The organism is Pseudomonas sp. S60, assembly GCF_016647865.1.
GTDB classification, from domain to species: domain Bacteria; phylum Pseudomonadota; class Gammaproteobacteria; order Pseudomonadales; family Pseudomonadaceae; genus Aquipseudomonas; species Aquipseudomonas parafulva.
In genome coordinates this window covers 82,618-104,275 of the sequence record NZ_JACVVH010000002.1, presented here as the reverse complement: position 1 = coordinate 104,275, position 21,658 = coordinate 82,618, and the positions used below count along the sequence as shown (strand labels likewise).

At 60.2% G+C, this 21,658-nt stretch carries 38 protein-coding genes; 25 read left to right on the top strand and 13 right to left on the bottom strand.

Going from position 1 to position 21,658, the window contains the following annotated elements; all coding sequences use genetic code 11:
* Positions 1-33: 33 nt before the first annotated feature.
* The 11 genes from IAE33_RS01440 to IAE33_RS01390 form a co-directional block, all read right to left on the bottom strand.
* Positions 34-1,191 carry an RNA-directed DNA polymerase gene (locus IAE33_RS01440; RefSeq protein WP_201161808.1) on the bottom strand — a complete coding sequence of 386 codons (1,158 nt, stop codon included), beginning with the start codon at positions 1,189-1,191 and terminating at the stop codon, positions 34-36.
* Positions 1,192-1,389: 198 nt separating this feature from the next.
* Positions 1,390-1,743, bottom strand: a complete 354-nt coding sequence (locus IAE33_RS01435) for a four helix bundle protein (RefSeq protein ID WP_201161807.1) — start codon at positions 1,741-1,743, stop codon at positions 1,390-1,392.
* Between the two features lie 51 nt (positions 1,744-1,794).
* Positions 1,795-2,391 carry a DUF1566 domain-containing protein gene (locus tag IAE33_RS01430; RefSeq protein ID WP_236405936.1) on the bottom strand — a complete coding sequence of 199 codons (597 nt, stop codon included), beginning with the start codon at positions 2,389-2,391 and terminating at the stop codon, positions 1,795-1,797.
* 117 nt (positions 2,392-2,508) lie between these two features.
* On the bottom strand, positions 2,509-2,985 hold the full coding sequence (locus IAE33_RS01425; protein ID WP_201161806.1) for a hypothetical protein: 477 nt from the start codon (positions 2,983-2,985) through the stop codon (positions 2,509-2,511).
* A gap of 65 nt (positions 2,986-3,050) precedes the next feature.
* Positions 3,051-3,239 carry a hypothetical protein gene (locus IAE33_RS01420; RefSeq protein ID WP_201161805.1) on the bottom strand — a complete coding sequence of 63 codons (189 nt, stop codon included), beginning with the start codon at positions 3,237-3,239 and terminating at the stop codon, positions 3,051-3,053.
* A gap of 260 nt (positions 3,240-3,499) precedes the next feature.
* Positions 3,500-3,997 (bottom strand): single-stranded DNA-binding protein, encoded by a 498-nt coding sequence (locus tag IAE33_RS01415; protein WP_201161804.1) that lies wholly within the window; start codon positions 3,995-3,997, stop codon positions 3,500-3,502.
* On the bottom strand, positions 3,994-4,326 hold the full coding sequence (locus IAE33_RS01410) for a hypothetical protein (RefSeq protein ID WP_201161803.1): 333 nt from the start codon (positions 4,324-4,326) through the stop codon (positions 3,994-3,996). Before IAE33_RS01410 ends, IAE33_RS01415 begins: the two co-directional genes overlap by 4 nt.
* A 16-nt stretch (positions 4,327-4,342) precedes the next feature.
* Positions 4,343-4,726: a response regulator transcription factor gene (locus IAE33_RS01405; RefSeq protein WP_201161802.1), complete on the bottom strand. Its 384-nt coding sequence runs from the start codon at positions 4,724-4,726 to the stop codon at positions 4,343-4,345.
* A gap of 321 nt (positions 4,727-5,047) precedes the next feature.
* On the bottom strand, positions 5,048-5,272 hold the full coding sequence (locus IAE33_RS01400) for a hypothetical protein (RefSeq protein ID WP_201161801.1): 225 nt from the start codon (positions 5,270-5,272) through the stop codon (positions 5,048-5,050).
* A 64-nt stretch (positions 5,273-5,336) separates the two neighbouring features.
* Positions 5,337-5,534, bottom strand: coding sequence for a hypothetical protein (locus tag IAE33_RS01395; RefSeq protein WP_201161800.1), 198 nt, complete (start codon positions 5,532-5,534; stop codon positions 5,337-5,339).
* A gap of 65 nt (positions 5,535-5,599) precedes the next feature.
* A complete protein-coding gene (locus IAE33_RS01390; protein WP_201161799.1) occupies positions 5,600-5,809 on the bottom strand; it encodes a hypothetical protein in 210 nt (69 codons plus the stop codon).
* A gap of 239 nt (positions 5,810-6,048) precedes the next feature.
* Between IAE33_RS01390 and IAE33_RS01385 the strand changes: the two genes are divergently transcribed.
* The gene (locus tag IAE33_RS01385; protein WP_201161798.1) at positions 6,049-6,495 is read left to right on the top strand and encodes a hypothetical protein; all 447 of its coding nucleotides are present in this window, start codon (positions 6,049-6,051) and stop codon (positions 6,493-6,495) included.
* A 501-nt stretch (positions 6,496-6,996) separates the two neighbouring features.
* Here IAE33_RS01385 and IAE33_RS01380 read toward each other — a convergent pair.
* Positions 6,997-7,707, bottom strand: coding sequence for a hypothetical protein (locus tag IAE33_RS01380; protein ID WP_201161797.1), 711 nt, complete (start codon positions 7,705-7,707; stop codon positions 6,997-6,999).
* 85 nt (positions 7,708-7,792) lie between these two features.
* The gene (locus IAE33_RS01375) at positions 7,793-8,455 is read right to left on the bottom strand and encodes a S24 family peptidase (RefSeq protein ID WP_272867587.1); all 663 of its coding nucleotides are present in this window, start codon (positions 8,453-8,455) and stop codon (positions 7,793-7,795) included.
* 131 nt (positions 8,456-8,586) lie between these two features.
* Between IAE33_RS01375 and IAE33_RS01370 the strand changes: the two genes are divergently transcribed.
* The 24 genes from IAE33_RS01370 (at position 8,587) to IAE33_RS01265 (ending at position 21,655) form a co-directional block, all read left to right on the top strand.
* The gene (locus IAE33_RS01370) at positions 8,587-8,793 is read left to right on the top strand and encodes a transcriptional regulator (RefSeq protein WP_328804761.1); all 207 of its coding nucleotides are present in this window, start codon (positions 8,587-8,589) and stop codon (positions 8,791-8,793) included.
* A gap of 212 nt (positions 8,794-9,005) precedes the next feature.
* Positions 9,006-9,686 (top strand): Rha family transcriptional regulator, encoded by a 681-nt coding sequence (locus tag IAE33_RS01365; RefSeq protein ID WP_201161878.1) that lies wholly within the window; start codon positions 9,006-9,008, stop codon positions 9,684-9,686.
* A gap of 1 nt (position 9,687) precedes the next feature.
* The gene (locus IAE33_RS01360) at positions 9,688-10,653 is read left to right on the top strand and encodes a phage replication protein (protein WP_201161796.1); all 966 of its coding nucleotides are present in this window, start codon (positions 9,688-9,690) and stop codon (positions 10,651-10,653) included.
* A complete protein-coding gene (locus tag IAE33_RS01355; RefSeq protein ID WP_201161795.1) occupies positions 10,643-11,446 on the top strand; it encodes a hypothetical protein in 804 nt (267 codons plus the stop codon). Before IAE33_RS01360 ends, IAE33_RS01355 begins: the two co-directional genes overlap by 11 nt.
* 23 nt (positions 11,447-11,469) lie before the next feature.
* Positions 11,470-11,952: a hypothetical protein gene (locus IAE33_RS01350; protein WP_201161794.1), complete on the top strand. Its 483-nt coding sequence runs from the start codon at positions 11,470-11,472 to the stop codon at positions 11,950-11,952.
* A complete protein-coding gene (locus tag IAE33_RS01345) occupies positions 11,952-12,263 on the top strand; it encodes a hypothetical protein (protein ID WP_201161793.1) in 312 nt (103 codons plus the stop codon). Before IAE33_RS01350 ends, IAE33_RS01345 begins: the two co-directional genes overlap by 1 nt.
* Positions 12,260-12,391 (top strand): hypothetical protein, encoded by a 132-nt coding sequence (locus IAE33_RS24705; RefSeq protein WP_256217567.1) that lies wholly within the window; start codon positions 12,260-12,262, stop codon positions 12,389-12,391. Before IAE33_RS01345 ends, IAE33_RS24705 begins: the two co-directional genes overlap by 4 nt.
* On the top strand, positions 12,388-12,684 hold the full coding sequence (locus IAE33_RS01340) for a DUF1364 domain-containing protein (protein ID WP_201161792.1): 297 nt from the start codon (positions 12,388-12,390) through the stop codon (positions 12,682-12,684). Before IAE33_RS24705 ends, IAE33_RS01340 begins: the two co-directional genes overlap by 4 nt.
* Positions 12,681-13,109, top strand: a complete 429-nt coding sequence (locus tag IAE33_RS01335; RefSeq protein ID WP_201161791.1) for a VRR-NUC domain-containing protein — start codon at positions 12,681-12,683, stop codon at positions 13,107-13,109. Before IAE33_RS01340 ends, IAE33_RS01335 begins: the two co-directional genes overlap by 4 nt.
* Complete coding sequence (locus IAE33_RS01330) at positions 13,106-14,404, top strand: tyrosine-type recombinase/integrase (RefSeq protein ID WP_201161790.1); 1,299 nt, start codon at positions 13,106-13,108, stop codon at positions 14,402-14,404. The genes IAE33_RS01335 and IAE33_RS01330 overlap by 4 nt, the downstream gene beginning before the upstream one ends.
* Complete coding sequence (locus IAE33_RS01325) at positions 14,401-14,691, top strand: hypothetical protein (protein WP_201161789.1); 291 nt, start codon at positions 14,401-14,403, stop codon at positions 14,689-14,691. The genes IAE33_RS01330 and IAE33_RS01325 overlap by 4 nt, the downstream gene beginning before the upstream one ends.
* Positions 14,688-15,005, top strand: a complete 318-nt coding sequence (locus IAE33_RS01320; RefSeq protein ID WP_201161788.1) for a hypothetical protein — start codon at positions 14,688-14,690, stop codon at positions 15,003-15,005. The genes IAE33_RS01325 and IAE33_RS01320 overlap by 4 nt, the downstream gene beginning before the upstream one ends.
* Before the next feature lie 11 nt (positions 15,006-15,016).
* Positions 15,017-15,595: a hypothetical protein gene (locus tag IAE33_RS01315; protein ID WP_201161787.1), complete on the top strand. Its 579-nt coding sequence runs from the start codon at positions 15,017-15,019 to the stop codon at positions 15,593-15,595.
* Positions 15,596-15,857: 262 nt separating this feature from the next.
* Positions 15,858-16,229, top strand: coding sequence for a hypothetical protein (locus IAE33_RS01310; protein WP_028634947.1), 372 nt, complete (start codon positions 15,858-15,860; stop codon positions 16,227-16,229).
* A complete protein-coding gene (locus IAE33_RS01305) occupies positions 16,229-16,567 on the top strand; it encodes a hypothetical protein (RefSeq protein WP_049696621.1) in 339 nt (112 codons plus the stop codon). Before IAE33_RS01310 ends, IAE33_RS01305 begins: the two co-directional genes overlap by 1 nt.
* A 50-nt stretch (positions 16,568-16,617) precedes the next feature.
* The gene (locus tag IAE33_RS01300; RefSeq protein ID WP_201161786.1) at positions 16,618-16,863 is read left to right on the top strand and encodes a hypothetical protein; all 246 of its coding nucleotides are present in this window, start codon (positions 16,618-16,620) and stop codon (positions 16,861-16,863) included.
* A complete protein-coding gene (locus tag IAE33_RS01295) occupies positions 16,832-17,062 on the top strand; it encodes a hypothetical protein (protein WP_201161785.1) in 231 nt (76 codons plus the stop codon). The genes IAE33_RS01300 and IAE33_RS01295 overlap by 32 nt, the downstream gene beginning before the upstream one ends.
* 15 nt (positions 17,063-17,077) lie before the next feature.
* A complete protein-coding gene (locus IAE33_RS24490) occupies positions 17,078-17,308 on the top strand; it encodes a hypothetical protein (protein WP_236405934.1) in 231 nt (76 codons plus the stop codon).
* A 12-nt stretch (positions 17,309-17,320) separates the two neighbouring features.
* On the top strand, positions 17,321-17,479 hold the full coding sequence (locus tag IAE33_RS01290) for a hypothetical protein (protein ID WP_181074789.1): 159 nt from the start codon (positions 17,321-17,323) through the stop codon (positions 17,477-17,479).
* Positions 17,479-17,817, top strand: a complete 339-nt coding sequence (locus IAE33_RS01285) for an HNH endonuclease (RefSeq protein WP_201161784.1) — start codon at positions 17,479-17,481, stop codon at positions 17,815-17,817. The genes IAE33_RS01290 and IAE33_RS01285 overlap by 1 nt, the downstream gene beginning before the upstream one ends.
* Positions 17,818-17,972: 155 nt before the next feature.
* On the top strand, positions 17,973-18,518 hold the full coding sequence (locus IAE33_RS01280; protein ID WP_201161783.1) for a terminase small subunit: 546 nt from the start codon (positions 17,973-17,975) through the stop codon (positions 18,516-18,518).
* Positions 18,518-20,203 (top strand): terminase large subunit, encoded by a 1,686-nt coding sequence (locus tag IAE33_RS01275; protein ID WP_196136530.1) that lies wholly within the window; start codon positions 18,518-18,520, stop codon positions 20,201-20,203. Before IAE33_RS01280 ends, IAE33_RS01275 begins: the two co-directional genes overlap by 1 nt.
* Positions 20,200-20,361: a hypothetical protein gene (locus IAE33_RS01270; RefSeq protein ID WP_177331194.1), complete on the top strand. Its 162-nt coding sequence runs from the start codon at positions 20,200-20,202 to the stop codon at positions 20,359-20,361. The genes IAE33_RS01275 and IAE33_RS01270 overlap by 4 nt, the downstream gene beginning before the upstream one ends.
* On the top strand, positions 20,354-21,655 hold the full coding sequence (locus IAE33_RS01265; protein WP_201161782.1) for a phage portal protein: 1,302 nt from the start codon (positions 20,354-20,356) through the stop codon (positions 21,653-21,655). Before IAE33_RS01270 ends, IAE33_RS01265 begins: the two co-directional genes overlap by 8 nt.
* Positions 21,656-21,658: the final 3 nt, after the last annotated feature.

The window sequence follows — 21,658 nt, the reverse complement described above, 5'->3', positions numbered from 1 at the left end:
CCTTCCGTGGCCGGATGCGGCATAAGTGTTGATTTATCGTTTCGGATAGGTCTGCGTCAGTGCGCTATTGACCACATGCCCGCGCCTGAGCACTAGATTGGCCAGTGCCGCACGGTCTTTCTGGCTATGACTGGCTTGACCAAGCAGGCCGAAATAGCTGTTTGCCGTCTCTCGTAGGTTCTCTGCGGACGCTGCAGCGGTGCGCTTTATGGCCTGGGCGACCGACTTCTTGCGAGTGGTGCGCCTCCAAGGCTTGATCACATGCCCGACGAAGTCCAGGCCGCGATCAATCGGCTGAAGGATGGTCTTCGACGGGTTGAGCCTGACGCCCAGGCTGGGCAGGAAGTCTTCGATCTGCCGAAGCCAATCGTTCAGCTGCTGGGGCGACTCATGCAGTAGCACGAAGTCGTCGACGTATCGGATGTAATGCCTGGCCTTGAGGGTGTGCTTGCAGAACTTGTCCAGGGCGTCGAGGTAGACGTTGGCGAAGAACTGCGACGAGAGGTTGCCTATGGGCAGGCCAAGGTAAGCCGGCTGCGCGGTTAGGCGTTTGTGCTGCGGTACCCGGTTAAACAGGTGCGCCGCGCTCCGCTCGACGTAGTTCTCACGCGGGTCGTGCATGAGCACCTGCAGGGCCAGGTTTCTGAACCATAGGTCTTGGATGCGGCTGGCAAGCTGCCTGCCCAGCACGCGCTTATCGATAGACACGAAGAAGTTGGCCAGGTCGCACTTGAGGTAGAAGCCAGGCCGTGACCAGTTGTGGGTTTGGCTGCGGATCTTCGCCTCCATGCGTTTGCCGGCGTACAGCGTGCCGCGCCCGGGGATACAGGCGCAGCTGTCCGCTATGAAGCTGCGCTCGATAGCGGGGCCGATGCGGTTGTACAACAGGTGATGCACGATGCGGTCGCGGAAGTCGGCGGCCCAGACCTCGCGGGCCTTTGGCCTGGTGACCACAAAGCAGATTGAGCGGCCAGGTCGATAGATTCCGGCCTGGAGCTCGTCGAATAGGTCGAGGAGATTTGCTTCCATGTCCACTTCGAAGCGTCGGGCGCTCGCGGTGTTCCGCTTGTGCCGCCGGCAATCGTAGTAGGCCTGGGCCAATTCCTCGAAGGTGAAGCTCGCAACGGGCGAATCTGCGGACGGGGCGGACGAGACGCTCGTTGTTCTTGTCGTTGTTGTTGAGCCAGCCATCCTCAAAGTCCATGTTGTAGGCGTTGTTGGCGGAGAACTGCGACCTATCGTGCTATCTACGTCGCCAGGACGATTCCTCAGCTTGACGACTGCGCCGGACCCACCAGCACCTGCTGGCGGTATCCGTGGTGCGCATGGCGGTGATCACAGATCAGCGGCACGACCAGATTCAGCGTGCAGGCAGGAGGGCCTTAACCCTCAAGCAACGGACGCGGTTGCGGATTTCTTCCAGGCGTTTGCCTGGCGGCCAACGGAGGCCGTGAGTTTCATTGCCTTGGCATGCTGCCCTTTGCTGATGAGCCCCTTGTTGGTGAGGGCGCGCAGCAGGTAGTTCAGCATCCAGATGCTTTCGAGCAGGAGGTTCAGGTGCGGGAGCTTGTCCCGCGCCATGTTTGCGCGGCCTATCAGCACCAGAGCTTGCAGGCATTCGTCCCGGATTTTCGAGCCGACGACCTGCTTGAGGTCGCGGGGGATGTTTCGAACCAGGTCGAGCGAAAGGCTGAGTAGTTCCTCGGCCACCTTGTGGATCTCAAGCTCTGTGTGCAGGGCCATCCTGGCCTCCTAAAAGCGAGGGCGCCTGGCGCCCAGAAATGAATAAACGAATTATTGAAGGAATCTGCGGACGGGGCGGACGAGACGCTCGCCGTCCTTGCCGCCGAGGCTGAGCCAGCCATCCTCAAAGCCCATGTAGTAGGCGCTGTTGGCGGAGAACTGCGAACTCGATACGTACCAGGCCTTCTCGAACGCCTGAGGCAGGTACTGGTACCCGTGATACAGCTCGCCAGAGGCTGGCAGGTAGAAGTCGCTGTGCCCGTCGGCGGTGTAACCAGCTGCCGCGATGGCTGCTGGATGCTTGCCTTCACGTTCGAGCAGGATGGCGGTATTGGCGCGACCATCTACCTGGTTGGTGCCTTCGATCTCGGTGCCGTAGTCGCCAAAGGCATGTTTACCTACGTCAGAGGCGGCAAAGATCACGTGACACATGCCTTCGGGGTAAAGGCGCAGGCCTCCGTAGATGCCGCCTTGGCCCGGCCAGTATTCGCCAATGGCTGGTGGTGTTGGCTTGAGGCCTTCTTGAGCGGCGGGCGCTTCGTGACCGCGCTCCCTGAGCAGGGCGCCGACCAGGGCAGATGCCAGCGGACTCAAAGCAGGGGCTGAGATGTTGAAATTGAGCGTACCGATCAATGGTGCGTTTTCCATGAGGTCGTACCTGATGAAGGTGGGGGCAGGCGGCCGGCGCTTCCCGGCGCGCTTCTGGTCTGATCGCCGTCCTGACGAACCCGGAATCGCCTGCAGAGAAAGGAATGAATGGGTGAATTACTGAAGGATGAGGCTGCGGACGGGGCGGACGAGACGCTCGATGAACTTGACGTGGTTGTTGAGCCAGCCATCCTCAAAGTCCACGATGTAGGCGTAGTTGGCGGAGAACTGCGAGCTCAGCCAGTGGAATCGATCCTCGCGCAAGGTCACCAGGCCATCAGCCTTGGCCGCCATTACCAGCTGTCCCTCCAAACAGGATGGGATGAACGCTCCCAGCTCAAGTGCCTTGACGGCGATCTCGCTGCCGGCCTCGGCCATGTCGCGTGTATTGGCCTCGCCGTCGCTGTAGCTGCTGGCTCCTTTGATCTCGACGCCGTACTCGCCCCACTTGCCGCTCAGTTCGTCCGGCAGCAGCACCAGGGCACGTTCTTGGCCATTCAGCCAGTAGCGGGTGACGAAGATGCCGCCCGCCAGTGGCTGCCCCCGCTCTGGTAGGTCGGCGGCGGCGATGGATTGCAGTGCAGATTGGGTCATGACTTTCTCCAGGGTGTGAGCCGCCCTCCATGACTGGTGGCGGTTAATTTATCGTTCGGTGGGCGTTACTTCAGGATGGCCTTGGCACAGGCCTGAATTTCTATCCAGAGGGCAGAAGATGGGCGGGCTTCGTACTTGACCAAGGCTTTGGCGATTCGAAGGGCCAGATCTTCTCGGCTTCCTTCAGGTGCTGGTGGTGACTGGTGGGCAACCTGTATCGGCAGGTCGAATTGGCCAGGAAGGTCGATTCTCATGCGGTGCAACTCCTCGATCTTCGGTGAGCCCGCTTGGCGGCAGGTTCAGGTGCTGCTGGCGCCGGCGATGCTGGGTTAACTTTCGAATAGGCCTCAAGGGTTGCAGGTCTCGATTGGTGTTTTGTTTGTCGATTCCGCAGGCATCACAAGCAACAGCCGCTTGTTGCCTCGGTAAACTCCCCAGGGCTTGCCAGTAGACCTGGCCATGGCGGCCGCGTACTTCACGGCTGCCACGGCCTGGGACATGGTTGCGATCATGGCTAGGCACCAGCCAGGTAGTGGAGAGGCGCGAAAGGTATATCGTCGTCGAAGCTGTCGTTTTCCGGTGGCGCGGACTGCTGGTTTTGCTGCTGACGCGCCGGGCGCTGCTGTGGCGGCTGCCGATCGGGTGCCTGACCAGACTGCTGGCCCTGCGGTCTGCCACCGAGCAGCTGCATGGTGCCGCGCATATCGACGTGCACCTCGGTCGTGTAGCGTTTGATGCCATCCTTTTCCCACTCGCGGGTTTGCAGCTTGCCCTCGATGTAAAGCTGGGAGCCCTTACGGGCGTACTCCCCGGCGATTTCCGCCACCTTCCCGAACAGCACGACACGGTGCCATTCGGTGCGCTCTACCCTCTGGCCTGATTGCTTGTCCGTCCACTGCTCGCTGGTGGCCATGCTGAGGTTGGTCACAGCGTTGCCGTTGGGCAGATAGCGGACGTCGGGGTCTTGGCCAAGCGTGCCGACCAGGATGACCTTGTTAACGCCGCGGCTCATGACGAGAACGCTCCACCCATGACGATCAGCACCAGGGCCCACAGAGCGGTCCAGCGGGTGCGAACCTCATCCGACGGTGTGACGGTGATGACCGGTGCCGACTTGGCGTTGACTTTGCGCTCGAGGCTCTCGGCGTAGGTCACCGCGTCGAAGTAGCGCCGGCGCTGGCCATACAAGCGGTTGTCGGTGGCGCCGACCACTGCCCAGCTGTTACCGCTTGCAGGTTGGACGTAGAAGCGGGAGTTGCTGCGGAAGCGCGCGGATGCGGCCAATGCCTCCTGCTGAACCTGCTCGTACTGCTTACGGCTGTTGCGGATGGATGCGTTCATGGTGGGGCTCCTTGTTTCAGGCGTGAAGTTCCAGGCTTTCAGCCCGGCGAAGGATTCGAACTTGAGCGGTGCGGCGCTCCGGTGCACGGCGGTCGCGGCGCATGGGGTCGTTGTCGTTGAAGGTCGAGTGCATGGCGATGAGGCTGGCCAGCACGATGCAGAGCGGGCTGATGATTTTCTGATCCCAGGCTTTCATCACTGCGTCCATGCGACGCTTCGCCTTGAGTTTGTGGATGACCCTTTCGATCCCGTTGGCCACAGTCCCTGGAGTTACCTCCATTAGGCGAGCGATCTCTTTGGTCGTGAGGTCTTGTGCAACCCAAAGCAGGGCCTCTAGTTCTCTGGGCGCTAAAAGCATTCCGAGGTGGCCCCTCCATTTGCCGCGTGTGATCGTCTCCATGATTGTCCTCAGCAACCGCATTGGTCAGACGCCAGGCGCAGTGACCAAACTGGGCGTGAAAAGCCAGCCTGGCGCCTGCCAATGCGGTCGTATGTGAAGAGAAGGGGATGCTGCTAATACTCAGCTGGGAGCGCTTTACGATTTATAAGGCTTGCGTTGATGCGCTTTACGATGTGTCTGCATCGGGGTGTGATCTGCATGACGTTTGCCGCCCATTGCTCTCGCGCTGGGAGACGGTACTCAGATCACACCCCGATGCAGCCTGCGATGGGGCGCAGGGCATCGGGCAGTTAACGTCAGGGCTGACGTGGCGCTGGTTGTCTACGGAAGAGGTTTCGCAAGGGCCAGGCGATCGAAGTACTGGGCGCGATATTTGTCCCACTGCGCACGGATGCTCGGGCGATCGGCGTATCCCTTCGATAGGCCGAACAGCTCGCGCTGCTCTTGAATCCAGCTCTGAATGTTCACGCAGACGCCGCGAGCGCGACGGGAACGGAACTGCTCTGTGGTTTCACCTGGCTTGCGGAACTGGTTGATGTTGCGCATCTGTTTGCCCTCCAGGGCGGTTGTTTTCCCGTCTGGCCCTGTCGCCAAGGCCAGCCAGTGAAATCTAGGCGGGGCAGTTTTCTACGGCTGCTTTCACGATCGCGTCCAGAGCTCTGGCGACTGCCATCCCACACTCGTATTGGCGATCCACGGCCTTTGCTAGCTCTTCCTCGAGGCGGCCAACTTCGCCTGTGGCGGCGATCTGTTCTTGCTTTGCCGTTTTGAGTGCCTCAAACAGTTCGTCCTGGTTGCTCGTGGTCATTTCCGGTCATCTCCAGTGGATTCCCCCTGATGCGCCCCGCTTGAGGCGCACCGGGGAATCGTCTGCTACTTCCAGCCGTCCCGGTTGAACCAGTCTTTTGCTACCCGCAACCAGGCGTCGATGCTCCAGATCAGAAGGACAATAAACGAGCCGATCATTGAAGGAATGGCAAGGAAGAACCAAGGCCCACCGAGGAGCCACGAATACCAAGCGCAGGAGGCAACGAATACCGCCAGCGGTAGCAAAGTCTTTTTCTGTTTCGAGGTGATCATCACGGTGCAGCTCCTGTTTGATTCCACTGATGCAGCCTGTCGCCAAGCTGCATCAGTGGAATCATTCATCTCTCAGGCCCCGGTCGCTCACCCGGTATCGCGCTTCCTGCATCTGTCGAGGCATGCGCGCCGCTTGGATGCCGCTCTATTGCGGCACACCTGATCGCACCAGAGCCCTGCGGGGATGGTGGTGGCAATTTGCTGCTGGTAATCTCGGGCGATGCGATCAGGAGGCGAATGCCATGGAGCTGAAAGAGTCGAAACACCCAAAACCTCCATCGGATGAGGATCATCTGACGGTGGAACTCAGGAACGAATTCAAGCTGCTGAACAGGATCTTGGAGCTTCGCGAGATAGCCAAAGACAGCAGCAAAAAGAAGCTGAATCGTAAGGCGGTCAACGCAGCCATCAAGAAATCCAAAAAGAGCGGAAAGAAGCCGAACAGCGCACAGAATCGCGCGTCGTTGTCGGCTAGCCCTGCGGATGGACATTGGATAGAACGGGTTTGTTGGCGCTGCAGCTCGAAGTTCGCTATCCATTCAAAGTGGGATAACCCACCAAGCATGTGCAAGGCATGCGCCAAAGATTTGGATGAGACCTATCTTCAAACCGGCCCAGATCGCTCAACCCCTTTCGCGAAAGTGCACTTCGTAAGAGGAGGCGCCCCCAGCCTTGGTAAGCGCCGATGATTGCTATCTCTTTGCTCTCCGCGTGGTCCTGGAGTAGGGCCACCTGGAGAGCATCCGGCCCACACGCGGCGGACCGGTAATTCCTTCTCCTTGCACAGGCCAACGGTCGCTTTCCCGTTAGTGGCTTTCAGCACGACACGGGATCATGGTCCCAAGGCCAAACGCTTACTCGCTACCACGCAGCCTCTCCAGCTACGCCCTCCGAATGAGGTCTCCTGTGCCCAGCGCCGACATGAGGTCGAATCGCTGCGTACCGTTGCGCGGTACGTCCGCTGGCTATGCATCGGCCAGCTCGGCGTTCATCTGGTTTTTAAAGAGCTCAGGGTGGGGACCCTGTTGGATCGCTTCAGCGACTCAATAAGCTCAGTAAACAATACGTTTATAAACAAGTCAACACAAAATGTTTATAGATAGCCAGTGCCTGGCTACCCTTCGATGCTGGCCCTTTTCTTCAGGCACGAAAAAGCCCGCTCGGCGGCGGGCTTGAAGAGCGTATCGGCTTTAGTCAATGTCGTCGCACATGCTCATAGATGAGGCGCGAAGCGTCGGGTCAGATATTTTCCCGACCCTGCGCATGCACTGATCATAAGCCTGGTTTGCAGGGGCTTTCGGGGCGGGGGTAGCGGATTGCTTAGCGGGTGATGAAGGGGAAAGCGCACCGATAATCTCTTCAGAATTGACTACAGTGCTCAAAGCATCGGATCCGGCTGATATCAAATCAGCCACTGGCCCGCTGCTCTTGGCGCTCTTGGTCGCGACTTCTCGGCCGTTCTCGTCGATTACCAAACCTGAAATATCGTAATCGAATCTGACCTTCATATAGGCGTCCATTTTCCACTCCCGGACCTTCAACACCAGAAGCCTCTGGCCGGGGGCAGATCTGGATGGAGAGTATGCATCCGAGCTGCGAATAGACGCTCGATCAAAGGCTCTGCGAAGGGCTTCTTGAATGTCAGATGACAGAGGCTTCCCGGACACCGTGTTGACGTTGAAAGGGTTGTAGTAGAGACCTCTGATCCTGCCTACGAAGGTTGGACTCTTGCTTGCGCTCAGGATATATGGTCGTTCATCGATAACCGATATCTCAACGGTAGCATCCGATTTGGCGAATATGTAAGGGCTTGATTCTCGGTAGTCAATTTTTTGACCGAATGCACATCCGCCTAGGGCGGAGAGCGCAAGAAGTAGGGCAAGGGCGCGGACGACTAGCATGAGGAAAAATCCGTTTCGTTTTGGAAACCATGATTCTACGCTGCCACTAGTATGCAATCTAAAAAAAAGAGCACTACTGCTGAAGCTACCAGAGCACAGATGACCAGAAGACCTTGCCCAGAATGGTTATCTCTTGGTCTAGCATCTCTTGGGCTGTGTACTCCTCATCGCCATGCTCCTCACGGTTGAAGCTGCGCATCCGAATACCGCCACCTGGAAGGCGATAAAGCATTTTCACACGCAGCTGACCGCCATGATCTAAAGCGTACATCTTGCCGTCGACCACCGAGGTGCTCCCTTTGTTAATGCCTACGACGCTTCCGTCAGGCAAAACGGGCTCCATGCTGTTGCCGCTGACGCCGACACAGACAGCCTCACTAGGCTGCACGTTCTGCCGCCGCAGAGTCAGCTTCCCAAATCTGAGCTTTCTGTTCGGCGACTCTGCAACGATGGTGCGGCCCTGTCCTGCCGATAGCTCTACTTCCTTGAGGAACGGCACATAAACCTCATCATCATCAAGTGGTGTGCCGTCGTCCCAGGCATCGATTGGCCCCAGATATGTGGCGTTCGACTTCACACCATATTGCTCAGCATCTCGTGGCCCGGTGCCAGCGCTGAGCCACTCAGGCCTAACCTTTAGATGCTGAGCTACAGCCAGGAGCTGGCGAGAGGGGATCCCCCGGCTGAACCAGTTGTTTAGATTTTGAGTTGTCACCCCGAAGGATCGAGCGGCCTCGGTCGGGGTCATCTGGACTTCGTCCAGCAGTTTTCGCAGGCGATCGCCTGAATTCTCAGTAGTCATAAACACAAAGTTTACCGGGGTTGCACCGTTTATTAAATAAACGTATTGTTGACTTACGTTTATCTGTCGGCGTCAGAATGTTTATGGAACCTACTCCGCTCGAACGCGCGATCCAAGCAGTCGGATCCGGCAAGGCGCTAGCTCAAATTTTGGGTGTGACACCAATGTCCGTATCCCACTGGAAGGTCAGGGGCATACCGGCTCGTAAGGTTATCCAGATTGAAAGGGCAACTGGCGTTGCTCGTCACGACCTTCGCCCAGACCTCTATCCCCTCAACTCCTAGCGTGCCCATATTTTCGCCTGCATGGCGAACCGCCAGTAGATGACCGAAACACCTGCTGATCCATCCAGTACCTGAATCGCAGGCATAAAAAAACCGGGTGGCAGCCCGGCTTCTTCAACAAAACATCGAGGTCGATTATGCCCAGTGCAGTCGATACACGCAACACCCAGCCCGGCGCGTTTGGCTTCCCTTCACACGCTGTCGACCACGTGATGTCCTCGCGCGAGATCGCGCAGCTCACGGGAAGCACGCACGACAATGTTCTCAAGACGGTACGCCAGCTGGTGAAAAGGGGTGTCGTTTCATCAAACGAGACCCCCTACACCCATCATCAGAACGGCCAGCGGTACACCGAGTTCCTGCTCACCTATCGGGACACTCTGGTGGTTGTGTCGGGCTATAGCGTCGAGCTGCGCGCGAAGATCATCGACCGCTGGCAGGAGCTAGAGGCGCGCGTGATTGCCCAGGTCCAGATCCCAACCAACTTTGCGGAGGCCCTTCGCCTCGCTGCTGACAAGGCCGAAGAGAACCAACGTCTTCAGGACGCTTTGGCAAAGCAGGCTCCGAAGGTCGCAGCCATCAACCGGTTGGCCGGCGCCGGTGGGGCAATCTGCATCACCGATGCGGCGAAGCAGCTGCAGCTGGCGCCATCGATGCTGTTCGCCTGGATGGAGCAGAACCGGTGGATCTACCGGCGCGCGGGCTCGACACGCTGGGTCGCCTTTCAGCCCCGCATCACCGCGGGCCTGCTCAAGCACAAGGTCACATCGCTCAAGCCAGATCCGGAGTCAGGCGTCGACCGTGCGGCCTTCAGCGTGCTGGTAACTACCAAAGGTCTTGCTCGGTTAGCCGAAGAAGAAATCGCCAAGCCGCGTACTCAGGAGCGTACCTGACATGCAATTCACCCTGACCATCAACCAGGTCAAGGCCTTGGAATGGGGGCTGAACTCCCAGCAGGCGCTCCTGTTCGCGTTCGTCTACGGCTGCCCTAGCTGGGCCAAGGCTACGACGACCGACAACGGTGTCTTTTTCGTGCTGAGCAAGGCCAAGATCATCGAAGAGTTACCGCTGCTGACTGACAAGCCGGACACGGCTTATCGCATGCTGAAGGCGTTGCAGGACGTTGGTCTGATCGAGCTTTCGAGCACTTCGAATGTCACGCTTTTCCGGCTGACCGATAAGGCGGCGCAGTGGAACAAAAAAGAGGATGGGTCGGAAAAATATCCGACCTTGAAGGCAGTCAAAGAGGGTCGGAAAAAAATCCGATCTACCTCGGAAAAAAATCCGAGCAAGGTCGGAAATAAATCCGAGCCAGGGTCGGAAAAATCTCCGACAAATCAAGATACCAGTAATCAGGATACCAATCAGGATACCAGTCACAGTTCGCAGGGTGCCCCGGCTGCGCCGTCTCAGCCTGCGATGCTGGCGCTGGTTCCAGCCACTGTCCCACGCTGCGAAATTCCCGAGGACATGCCAGGACCAAAAGACCAGTCCTGCAAGACCTTCAAGGCTTGGGCGAACTACGCCATGGCCTACCGCAGCCGCCACGGCGCATGGCCGGTGTGGAACGCGAAGGCCGGCGGGCAGATTGGTCAGTTGATCGACCGGCTGGGTGTCGATGTTGCCCACCACGTCGCCGCGTATTTTGTCCGGATCAATGACAGCAAGCTGGTCAACCGCATGCACAGCCTGGGCGACCTGCTCCAGAACGCTGAGGCATACCACACCCAGTGGGTCACCAATCGCCAGATGACTGGCACCACTGCCCGCCAGATCGAGCAAACCCAAGCCAATTTCAGCGCCGCCGAGCAGGCGTTGCAAGCGCAGCGAGCCAAGAGGGCTGCAAGCCATGCTGAGTGAAGACCAGCAAGACCAACTGCTGCTGTCCCTGTTCGCCACCGCGGAGGTGATGGGTCAGCAACTCACCCAGGGCGCTGCGCTCCTGATGGTCGAGGACCTGCGTGATTACAGCGAGCCCGTCCTGAGCGGTGCGCTGCGCAACTGTCGCCGTGAAGGTGGTCGGCTAACCGTGGCCGCGATCCTGAAGCACGCCCAAGCGGCTGATGGCCATCCAGGCAAGGACGAGGCTTGGGCCATCGCCCTGTCGGCTAGCGATGAAAGCGAAACCGTTGTGATGACCCGGGAGATTCGCCAGGCAATGACTGCTTCTGGGCCCGTCTTGGAGGCTGGCGACAAGGTCGGCGCTCGCATGGCCTTCATGAGTGCCTACGAACGCCTAGTGGCCGCCGCAAGGGCTGAGGCGGCTCCTGCAAAGTGGGAGGTTTCTCTGGGTTATGACTCTGCACGCCGCGTTACCGCGATCGAATCCGCTGTGCGCTCGAAACTCATCAGCCAAGAGGCTGGCGCGAAGCATCTGGCTCACCTACAGATTGCACCGCCCAGCGAGGACGGATTAGCCATTGCCGGGCTGATCACTGGGCAGGTTCGGGCGAAGGCCAGCCCCGAAGTGCGGCAAAAGCTCGCCGAGGTCCGCTGCATCATCGAGGCCGCCCAGGCGAAGAAAGACCGCCAGCGCGTCAAGGATGCACAGCGCCGCCGAGTTGAAACCTATCTGCGCAAGCGGCAGACGCGTGCCGCCATCGCTCAGTTGAACATCAAGCGCGCCGGGCAGCCGGCCGGGGAGGGGGTGTGACTCCAGCCAAGAAAGAAATCCTCATGCAGGGCCAAACCGGCGTGGCCAAAAAGGTTTACGAGTGCGTGCCCATGAACGAGCCGTGGACTTCGGTCCAGGTCATGACAGCCATGCGGAACTTGACCGGCAGCACTCCGGACAACCGGATCGTTTCGGGCTGCTTGGTCAGCCTGGTTGATTCCGGGCTCATCAAGAAATCGGGTCGCGACCACTTCCAACGCACCCCTGTAGACGCCAAGCAGAAGACTCAGGAGCCAGTCATGGCCAAGCAGCAGCCGAAACTCGAAGTAGTTGCCGACCAGAAAGCCCAGGGCACCCCGCTGGAAATGCTGAGCGAGCTGGCCGGTGAAATCGCAACCATGGCCAGCAACCTGAAGCGCCTGGCCGGCCGGGTCGAGGATGTTGCGTTGGCCGTGGAGCAGGAGCGCGAATCCAGCGCCAAGTCGATGGAGAAATACCGCCAGCTCAAGACGCTGCTGCAGAGCCTGCAAGGCGAGGAGTCGTGATGGACACCAACAAGATGCGCGAAATGCGTGAAGCCTTCGAGCGCACCAACTCCCGCGATCACCGCCGCCAGCCGCCTAAGGGGAACAACTACCTCGACCCGATGGCCCAGGCCGACTGGGAATCGTTCCAGAAGGGCTGGCAGACAAGTCGCGAAGCCTTGGTGGTGGAGCTGCCGCCAGCGCCAGAGGCTCCCGAAGATCCGGAAGACGCTATCGACGATAGCCACATGGACGCCTATCACTCGGTCATTGGCATGCGCCACGCCTGCGCCCAGTTCATCAAGGCCGCAGGCCTGAAGGTGACCCCATGAAGCGCGTATGGACCGTAATCGTAGGCTCCAAGGCCTTCCAGATGGTGCTGATGGAGCAGAGCCTGGATCAAGCCGGTGCGCTGCGTGAGGCGCAGCTGATCTGGCCTATGTGCGAGGTTTTAGCGTGAGGCAATCGAAACTGACGAAAGCTGCGCGTGGCCGCGAATGCCAGGTGCGCATCCCAGGCGTGTGCAACGGCAACCCCGAGACTACCGTTTTGGCGCACTACCTCCTGGCCGGCACCTGCGGCGTTGGCAAAAAGCCGCACGACATGCAGGGCGCCTGGTGCTGCAGTGCTTGCCATGACGCTTGCGACGGGCGGAGCAAGGCCGTCGATCGTCAAACAGCTCGCCAGTATCACGCCGAGGGCGTAATGCGCACCCAGGCGCTGCTGATCAACGAGGGGGTGCTGGTCGCATGAGCGCTCCCGTCTTCCGCCCATTCAAGGCCAAATCGGCCCGCGCCAAGCCCGTCGACCGTGAGGGACAGGAGCAGGCGGCGCTCATGCAGGAGCTGCAGCTGCGCTATCCGCAAGCCTACAAACTGATCTACCACGTTCCGAACGGTGGGCACCGGGTCAAGGCCGTGGCCGCCAAGCTCAAAGAGCAGGGCGTGAAAGCCGGTGTTCCCGACCTGGTGCTGCCGATGGCGCGCGGCGGCTACTTCGGCCTCTACATCGAGTTCAAGGCCATGCCCCCGTTCGATGCGCCGGTTTCGCCAAGCCAAAACGCCTACTTGCAGGCACTGGCCGGTCAGGGGTACCTAGCTATCGTGTGTCGGGGCAATATTGACGCCGTTGAGGCCATCCGCGCCTACCTGCTACTGCCTGCAACGGTGGCTGCATGAGCGCGACCCGAGAAGTGAAGCTGAGCGAGGCCGAGGTGCGCAGGCAGGCCGCCGACAAGTCGGTGCGCGATCTGCGCGATCCGCGTCACCCGGGCCTGTACCTGCGCTTCTGGAGCAATCGTGAGCGCGGCACCTGGCACTTGGTGCGTGGCAAGAAGTGGGTACCGGTCGCCCGCTGGCCGGAACTGAGCGTTGCGGCGGTGATTGCCGAGTTGCCCTCGCTGCGTCAGCGTTTGCTGCGTGATCCAGCCACTGCGCCAGTGGTGTCGGGCATGGCCACCGTAGGCCAACTGCTGGAGTGGTACGGCGACCGCATGGCTCGCGACCGCTCACTTTCGACCAAGCGCAAGGCGGGTGCTCGCTCGGCGATCGTCCAGCACTTGAAGCCGCGCCTGGATGACTTGGCCCTGGCCCACGTGACGCCTGACACCTTGGACAAGCAGTTGATGTGGCCCTCCCAGGCCGAGGTATCGCTATCGTACCTGCGCCAGATGTTCGCCCTGCTGCTGACCGCCTTCAAGCAGGCTAAGCGCCTTGGCCTGATCGACAGCGATCCCATGGCAGGCATGCGGTTTAGCGATTTCACCAAGGCAAAGATCCTGCCCAAGGCATCGCGGCTTCGTTCTGTGCACTTGCCTGACGTTATGCAGCAGCTCGCCCAGGCCTTCGATGAGGCTCCCGCCAAGGCCATGTTGGCCATGATGATGCTGGCCCATGGCACCCGCATCGGCGAGACCCGTAAAGCGCGCTGGAGCGAGGTGTCGGTCACGGCCGGGGAGTGGTTCATCCCTGCGGCGAACGCGAAGACGCGGACTGAACACCGCCTACCGCTGACCGGCCAAGTCTGCGCGCTGCTGACCCGGTACCGGGCAATCCAGCAGGCCGATGGCTATGACGGCGTTTATTTGTTCCCCAGCCGTCGCGGCGGGTGCCTGAGCGAGGGGCAGGCCAGCACCGTGTTCACCGAACTGGGGCAGCGCGAATGGACCAGCCACGACCTGCGCAAGGTGTCGCGCAGCACCTGGACTGACCTGGGCATCGACGGGCACATCGGCGAGATGCTGCTGAACCACTCGCTGGGCAAGATCGCCAGCACCTACATCCACACCCAGGCGATGCAGCAGCGTAGGGCAGCCCTGGAAAAGTGGCATGCCTGGTTAGACGGCATTGGCTTTGGGCGCATTCACGGCCTTACAGAGGCCTTATCCGAAATCCCACAGATTCAGGCGCAAGCACCAGAGGACAAGGCCGCTAGCCCCCATCACAAATTTGTTACTAGCGAGGATTCGAAATGAGCCAGAACCTCCAATCAGGGGACCTTGCGTTGACTCTCGTGTTCGATACCGAGATCCCCCAAGGCAGCCAAGTGGAGCTGGTCGAACGCATTCAGGAAGGTCAGCTCTTGATCGGCAAGGACCGTCAAATGAAGGCGCCAACCCCTGGGTGGTACGTCACTCACCTGGGCGCGTCCGCGCGGGTCGCCTATGGGGATTCTGAGCTAATGCCGTTGCGTGGCAGCGGAGTGCCTATGCCCAATCTTGAGGCCGAGGAGATTTGTCACTTGTTCAGGGTACCGGCATGAGGAAAAGCCACGGCCCATCGTTCAAGAAGGCCTTGATCGAGCTTGCTCAATGCCCTTTGTGCCGTGGGAGAGCGGTCACGATGGGCGCGTTTTACGAACTGCCATGCGACCACTGCAACGCCTCGGGCTGGGTAGTGGCTGCAACTGGCGAGGCCATGGCCCTGGATGAGCTGGTGACCCAGCTCAGCCTGAAGCTGCAGGCCGCGAACCGGCAGATCGAACAGTTGAAGAAGCCTCGGGCCACCGGCCCGGGTGCGCATTATCAGGAAGGCAACCGGCTCGGCGCCGGGGGCAGCAACTACACCGGGGATTGAGGGGGAAGGACATGATTTACAGCAGCGTACTCGCGGCGGTCGTCTCGGCCCTGGCTGCAGAAGCGATCGACAACACCAGCAAGCAGGCCTGGCAGAAGCTATATGATCCCGGCAGCGAAGACGGCCACGACATGGCAACCCTGAGCAGGTCGGTAGAGCGCGGCGAAATCAGCCGCATGGATGCTGACTGCTGGGTGTTTGCCAGGCTGCACAGCCAGCTGAAGCCGCGTCACTGGGATGTCCTGGTGGCGAGGTTCAGCACGCACAAGGGTCGGAAGGTTCAGTCGATCAGCCGCCTGATCCCCACGGTTGCCTCCCATGCCCCGCAGCTTTTCATCACTAGCGCCGTTACGGCCTGGGCGATCCCGAAGATGAAGGGCGCCGACGGAAAGCGGTCGAGCGACATGATCGTGTTGCCGGCTCAGTTCTACGACATCAATCGTTGGGATCCGGATGCCCGGCCTGAGCGCACGCGCCGTCGCTGGAGGAAGGACATTGAGGACGTGCTGAAGCAGATGGCCGAAGAAGCACTGGAAGCTGCGGCCGGCATCCTGAGCTACGAAGGTCTTTCGATGGAAAATGCCGCTTGACATCAAATGGCCGCATGGCCGATTATTTCCCCATCCTGTCATTCCTGCGCGTTGCTGAGGAGTGGCGCTACAAAGCCCGGCCATCGCGCTGGGCTTTTTCGTTTATGCAGATGAATGCCATGGCTGAATGGCAGATTGCGGCGCTCGCTCCCACTAGGCCCGCTGAAACAGAACGAGAGGGAGTAAGCCGGGTACGCACCGGCCATCTGCACCAACTACAAGGCTCACCGCTCGGTGGGCCTTTTTTATTTCGGAGAACTTGATGGACCCGACCGATCTCGGCCCAGGCACAGCCACCTGGCTGGGCGGCACGGGCACCGTCCTGCTGGGCGGCTTCCTTTGGTTGCGCAAGTTCCTATCGAAAGACGCGGCAGATCGCGCGATGGATAACGCCGACATCGGCACGGTACGCCGCCTGAACGAATTGCTCGACTCGGAGCGCGAGGCCCGCAAGCTGGCCGAAGCTCGCGCCGATCAGTTCGCCAAGGAGCGCAACGACCTTGCCGCCACAGTTGGGCGCATGGAAGGGAAGATCGAGGCTTTGACCAGCCAGGTCGGCCAGCTCACTGAGCGTGTTTCGCTGCAAAGCGAAGAGATCGCCCGCTTGCGCACCAAGCTTGGAGGTATGTCGTGATGGACAGATGCGCACTTGAATTCATTGCTCGTCGCTGGTGGCGTCGCATTGAGGTTTGGGTAATCGCCCTGCTGCTCGTAGTGGGTGGTGGGTTCGGTGGCTACCAGCTCGCTCAATGGGCCCTTGCCCGCAGCTACCTCGAGCAGGTCGCCGAGATCCGCGCCGCTTATGACGAAGCCAGTCTGCAGCGAGACCAGCGCCTGGATGAACTAGCTAGGCAGACCGGTAGCGCAGCCGCCAAGGCATCGAAGGCCGCCACCACTGCCACGCAGGCAGCAGACAAGGCTGACCAGGCTGTTGACAGGGCAGGCGAAGCGCTCAACCGCGTGACACCCTGACCCGAGCCACAAAATCTACACGCGCCGTTTCGTGGCGCGAGGAAGAGAGCATGGGTATCCAGCTTGCTACAAGCAACGAACTGGGAACTTTGATCTGCCAGAAATTGGGGCTTGATGCTTCCCAAGTGACCGCGATGACCGTTCGAATCGAGACAGGCCAGCCAGCAGTGATTGAGGTGACTCGACATATTTGCGTCAGCGAGGCCCGCGAAATCGCTGAGCAGCTGACCCGCTACGAGCTTGTCCCCTCCAAGGATTCGATAGATGAACCGAAAGCAGATCGCGACCGCTTATAGCCTTTTCCATACCCGTGACCAGGTACAGCGGCGGCTTGACACGGCGCTGAGTGGCAAGGGCGTGTCACTGGCCATCACCGGCGACTACCAAGACGAGGGTGTCCTGCAGTCGGTTATCAAGCCGCTTGCGGATCACTTCCGGGCCCAGCTGGCTGCGATTGATGACCAGCTCAAGCTGTTGGGCTGGAACGGCGAGTAGCGCAGGGAGCAGACGATGACCAGAACGCGAGCGCCTTACACACCCTGCAAGCTCTACGTGGACGGGGCCGACGGCATCGCGGTTGGTGACTACATCACCACTGCTGCCGGTTCTGCCTACCTGGTGCAGACGCTGAGGGTGAATCGCACCAGGCCAGAGCGCAAGCACATGGACTGTCTGCGCTGGCCCATTGCTGAGTTACCGCCTGATGTACGGTGCTACCAGCTGACTTGGTACAAGAGATAAGGAACACCGGCCATGGCCAAGGTTTACGCAACGATCGTCTGCCGCCATCGCTGGTGGTTGAAGTACTACTTGGCTGGCGTGCTGCTCGCGTGTCACCTCACCGGTCGTGATCCTCACCTTGGTCGCGTGACGCGCTGGATAGAGCGCGGCATCGTGGTCGAGGTGCGTTGATGGCCAGGCTCAAGACGATCAGCCCCCGCCTACAGGAAGCCGCAAACACTAGAGTCAAGCTGGTAGACCCCAGCAGTTGGCGTAGTGGAATGACCAGCTCGCAGCGCGGATACAACTACAAGTGGCAGAAGGCGAGGGAGCGATATCTCGAAGAGCACCCGCTCTGCGCCTACTGCGCGAGGATCGGGCGAACGACCGCCGCCAGCGTTGTTGACCATGTCGTGCCGCACCGGGGTGATCGCGATCTGTTCTGGAACCAGGACAACTGGCAACCGCTCTGCAAGCCCTGCCACGACACGGTCAAGCAGGCCGAAGAGGCCGCAGGCGTAGTGGGCTGACCGCACGGCGCACCAAAGAGGTGCGGGCTGTTGCCAGAGGCACGCCAGTGACGTGCCTCAAAGGGGTAGGGGGGTCAAAAGCTAGGGATTCTCATCTAGCTAGACCGCTCCCGACCCCACGTACAGATTTTTTTCCCCCACAGGATTTTTGTTAAATGGCTTTAACATCCCGCAAGCGCGCTTTCATCGCTGCGCTGAGGGAAGGTGCGTCCAATCGGGACGCTGCTGTGGCGGCCGGCTATTCCGAGAAGACAGCGTCTGCGGCGGGCTCTCGGCTGGTCAAGGACAAGGATGTAGCGGCTGAGCTGATGAAGCTACGCGCCCTGGGGCTGATGCCCCCAGATGTTAAAGGCGATGTTAAACCGGATGTTAAAGCCAGGCCTGCCGCCAAGGCCGTCAAACAGCCAGAGCCTGGCCATGAATCGCCATCGGTACAGGAGGATAACTCCGAGCCGGAACCCGCCGGCTTCGACCTGGCCCAGGCACTCCTGCACCGCGATCCCAAGGACTTTCTCTTGTCGGTGATGAACGACATGGGCAGCGAGCCGAAACTGCGCGTTGACGCGGCAAAGGCGCTAATGCCATTCGTCCATCCACGAAAAGGCGAGAGCGGCAAAAAGGATCAGGCCCAAGCCAATGCTGAGAAAGCGGCCACCGGCAAGTTTGGCACTCGCCGCGGCCCGCTGCAGTCGGTGAAATGATGGAATGGTCAACCGCCTGCCCCGACTGGGAGCGGCGCATCGTAGCCCGCCAGAGCCTAATTCCGTTCGAGCCGCTGTTTCCGGCTGAGGCTGAAGAAGCCTTAGACGTGTTCGGTGCGTTGCGTATGGTGGACGCCACTGGCAGTCCGTTGATGTGCGAGACCGTGCGTGACTGGGTTAACCAGTTCGTGGCCGCAATTTTTGGGGCCTACGACCCAGACTCAGGCCGGCGCCTGGTCAGCGAATTCATGCTGCTAATCAGCAAGAAGAACGGCAAGTCGACCATCGCTGCCGGCATCATGCTGACCGCACTGATCCTTAACTGGCGGGCTTCAGGTGAGTTCATCATCCTCGCACCGACCAAGGAGATCGCGGACAACTCCTACCTGCCGATCAGGGACATGGTGGCGGCCGACGATGAGCTAAAAGCCTTGCTCAAGGTGCAGGACCACCTGCGCACTGTGACCCATCGTCAGACCAACGCCACGCTCAAGGTGGTGGCGGCAGACAGTGAGACGGTCTCAGGCAAGAAGGCAATCGGCGTATTCGTCGACGAGCTTTGGGTGTTCGGCAAGCGCGCCAACGCTGAGGCCATGCTGCGCGAGGCCACCGGCGGCCTGGCATCCAGACCCGAGGGGTTCATCATCTGGGCCACAACCCAGTCCGATGCGCCGCCGGCCGGGGTCTTTCGCCAGAAGCTGTTGTACGCCCGCAAGGTTCGCGACGGGGAGATCGTCGATAAGTCGTTCCTGCCGGTGCTGTACGAGTTCCCCAAGGCGATGTTGGACGCCGGCGAACACCGGGACTTCTCCAACGCGTACATCACTAACCCAAACTTGGGGCTGTCGGTCGACGAACCCTTCATCGAGCGTGGGTACGCACAGGCCCAGCTCGACGGAGAAGAGTCGTTCCGCGGCTTTTTGGCCAAGCACCTCAATGTCGAGATCGGTTTGGCGCTGCTGTCGGATCGCTGGGCGGGTGCCGATTTCTGGGAGGCGCAGACCTCCGGGCTATGTCGCACGCTGGAAGACCTGATCGAGCGCTGCGAAGTGATCGATATCGGCGTGGATGGCGGGGGGCTGGATGACTTGCTTGGCCTGGCAGCAGTCGGGCGTGAGCAAGGTACACGCCGCTGGCTGACCTGGACCCACGCCTGGGCCCATCCATCAGTACTGGAGCGGCGTAAAGCCGAAGCACCGCGCATCCGTGACTTCGCCAAGGATGGGCACCTGACCCTGGTTGAACGCATCGGTGACGACATCGAGGCGGTGGCGCAACTGGTGGCACAGGTTGAGCAAGCCGGCCTGCTCGACAAGGTCGGGCTGGATCCAGCCGGCGTCGGAGCGATTCTCGATGCGCTGGAGGCAGCAGGAATCCCGCGCGAAAAGATCGACGGCATTTCACAGGGCTGGCGCCTAGGCGGAGCCATCAAGACCGCCGAGCGCAAGCTGGCCGAGGGCACGCTGCTACACGGGGGCCAGCCGATGATGGCTTGGTGCTGCGGTAACGCCAAAGTCGAGCCGCGTGGCAACTCAATCCTCATCACCAAGCAGGCCAGCGGCTCGGCCAAGATCGACCCACTGATGGCGCTTTTCAACGCCGTGACGCTGATGGCTCTCAATCCCGAGGGCCAAGGCGGCATGGAAAACTTTATGGCCGGCATCCGGGATCCACTGATCGCATGAACGCATTTCACTACTTCATCATCTGCGCGCTGTGCGGATTCGGCCTGGGCTGCGCGGGCATCTGGATGCTGGCGGGTACAGGCTGGTCTCTGCTCGCGGGCTCGGTCAGCCTGTTCAGCATTGCAGCATTCATTCGCCGAGGGTTGAGCAGTGATTAAAACCCTCTCTCAAGCACTCGGCACTGCAGCCGCCAAACCCTCGGCAAGCATGAGCAGCTGGCTGGGCAAGAGCATTCGGTTGTCGGACGGTGGGTTCTGGAGCGCTTTCTTGGGCGCCCAGTCCAGTAGCGGCAAGGCTGTCACGGTCGACAAGGCCATGCGCCTATCGGCGGTCTGGGCTTGCGTGCGCATCATCTCTACCTCGGTTGCAGGCTTGCCGCTCAGCATCTACCGGCGCCTTCCGGACGGCGGGCGTGAGACGGCGCGAGACTTCCCGCTCTACGATGTGGTGCACAACAGCCCGAACGAGGACATGGCCGCTTTCCATTTCTGGCAGGCGGTTGTTGCTTCGATGCTGCTTTGGGGAAATGCCTACTGCGAAATTCACCGGTCCGGTGGAAGGGTCATCGCACTGGATTTCTTGATGCCGTCGCGGGTGACTCCCGAGCCGGACGACGATGGCAGGCTGCGTTACTTCTTCCAGCCACGCAAGGGCGCCCGCCGGGAGATTGCCCAGACCGACATGCTGCATATCCCAGCGTTCACCTTGGACGGGCGGATGGGCCTGTCGGCGATTCGTTACGGCGCCGATGTATTCGGCTCGGCTATGTCGGCCGACGATGCGGCCAATACCACCTTCAAGAACGGGATGATGCCCACCGTAGCCTTCTCGGTGGATAAGACGCTCAACCCTACGCAGCGTGCCGAGTTTCGAGACTACGTGAAGACAATCTCCGGCGCGCTGAACGCGGGCAAAAGCCCGGTGCTTGAGCAGGGCGTGAAGCCCGAGATGATCGGCATCAACCCGGCTGACGCTCAATTGCTCGAGTCGCGTGGGCACAGCATTGAGGAGATCTGTCGTTGGTTCGGCGTGCCGCCCTGGATGGTGATGAAGACCGACAAGGGCAGCAACTGGGGCACAGGCCTTGAGCAACAGCAGATCGCGTTTCTGACCTATTGCATCATGACGTATACGGCACCGATCGAGCAGTGCGTTAACAAGCGATGCCTGACAGCGGTGGATCGGATCAAGCACTACTCCGAGTTTTCGCTGGAAGCTTTCCTGCGTGCTGACAGCGCAGGTCGCGCTTCCTACTTCAGCACCATGGTCCAGAACGCACTGATGACACGGAACGAGGCTCGGCACAAAGAGAACATGCCCAGTATGCCCGGCGGCGACATCCTCACCGTGCAATCGAACCTGGTGCCGCTTGACCAGCTGGGCAAACAAAACGACAGCCAAGCCGCGCGCGCGGCGCTGATGAACTGGCTCAAAAGCAACTCCGGGGAGTAACCC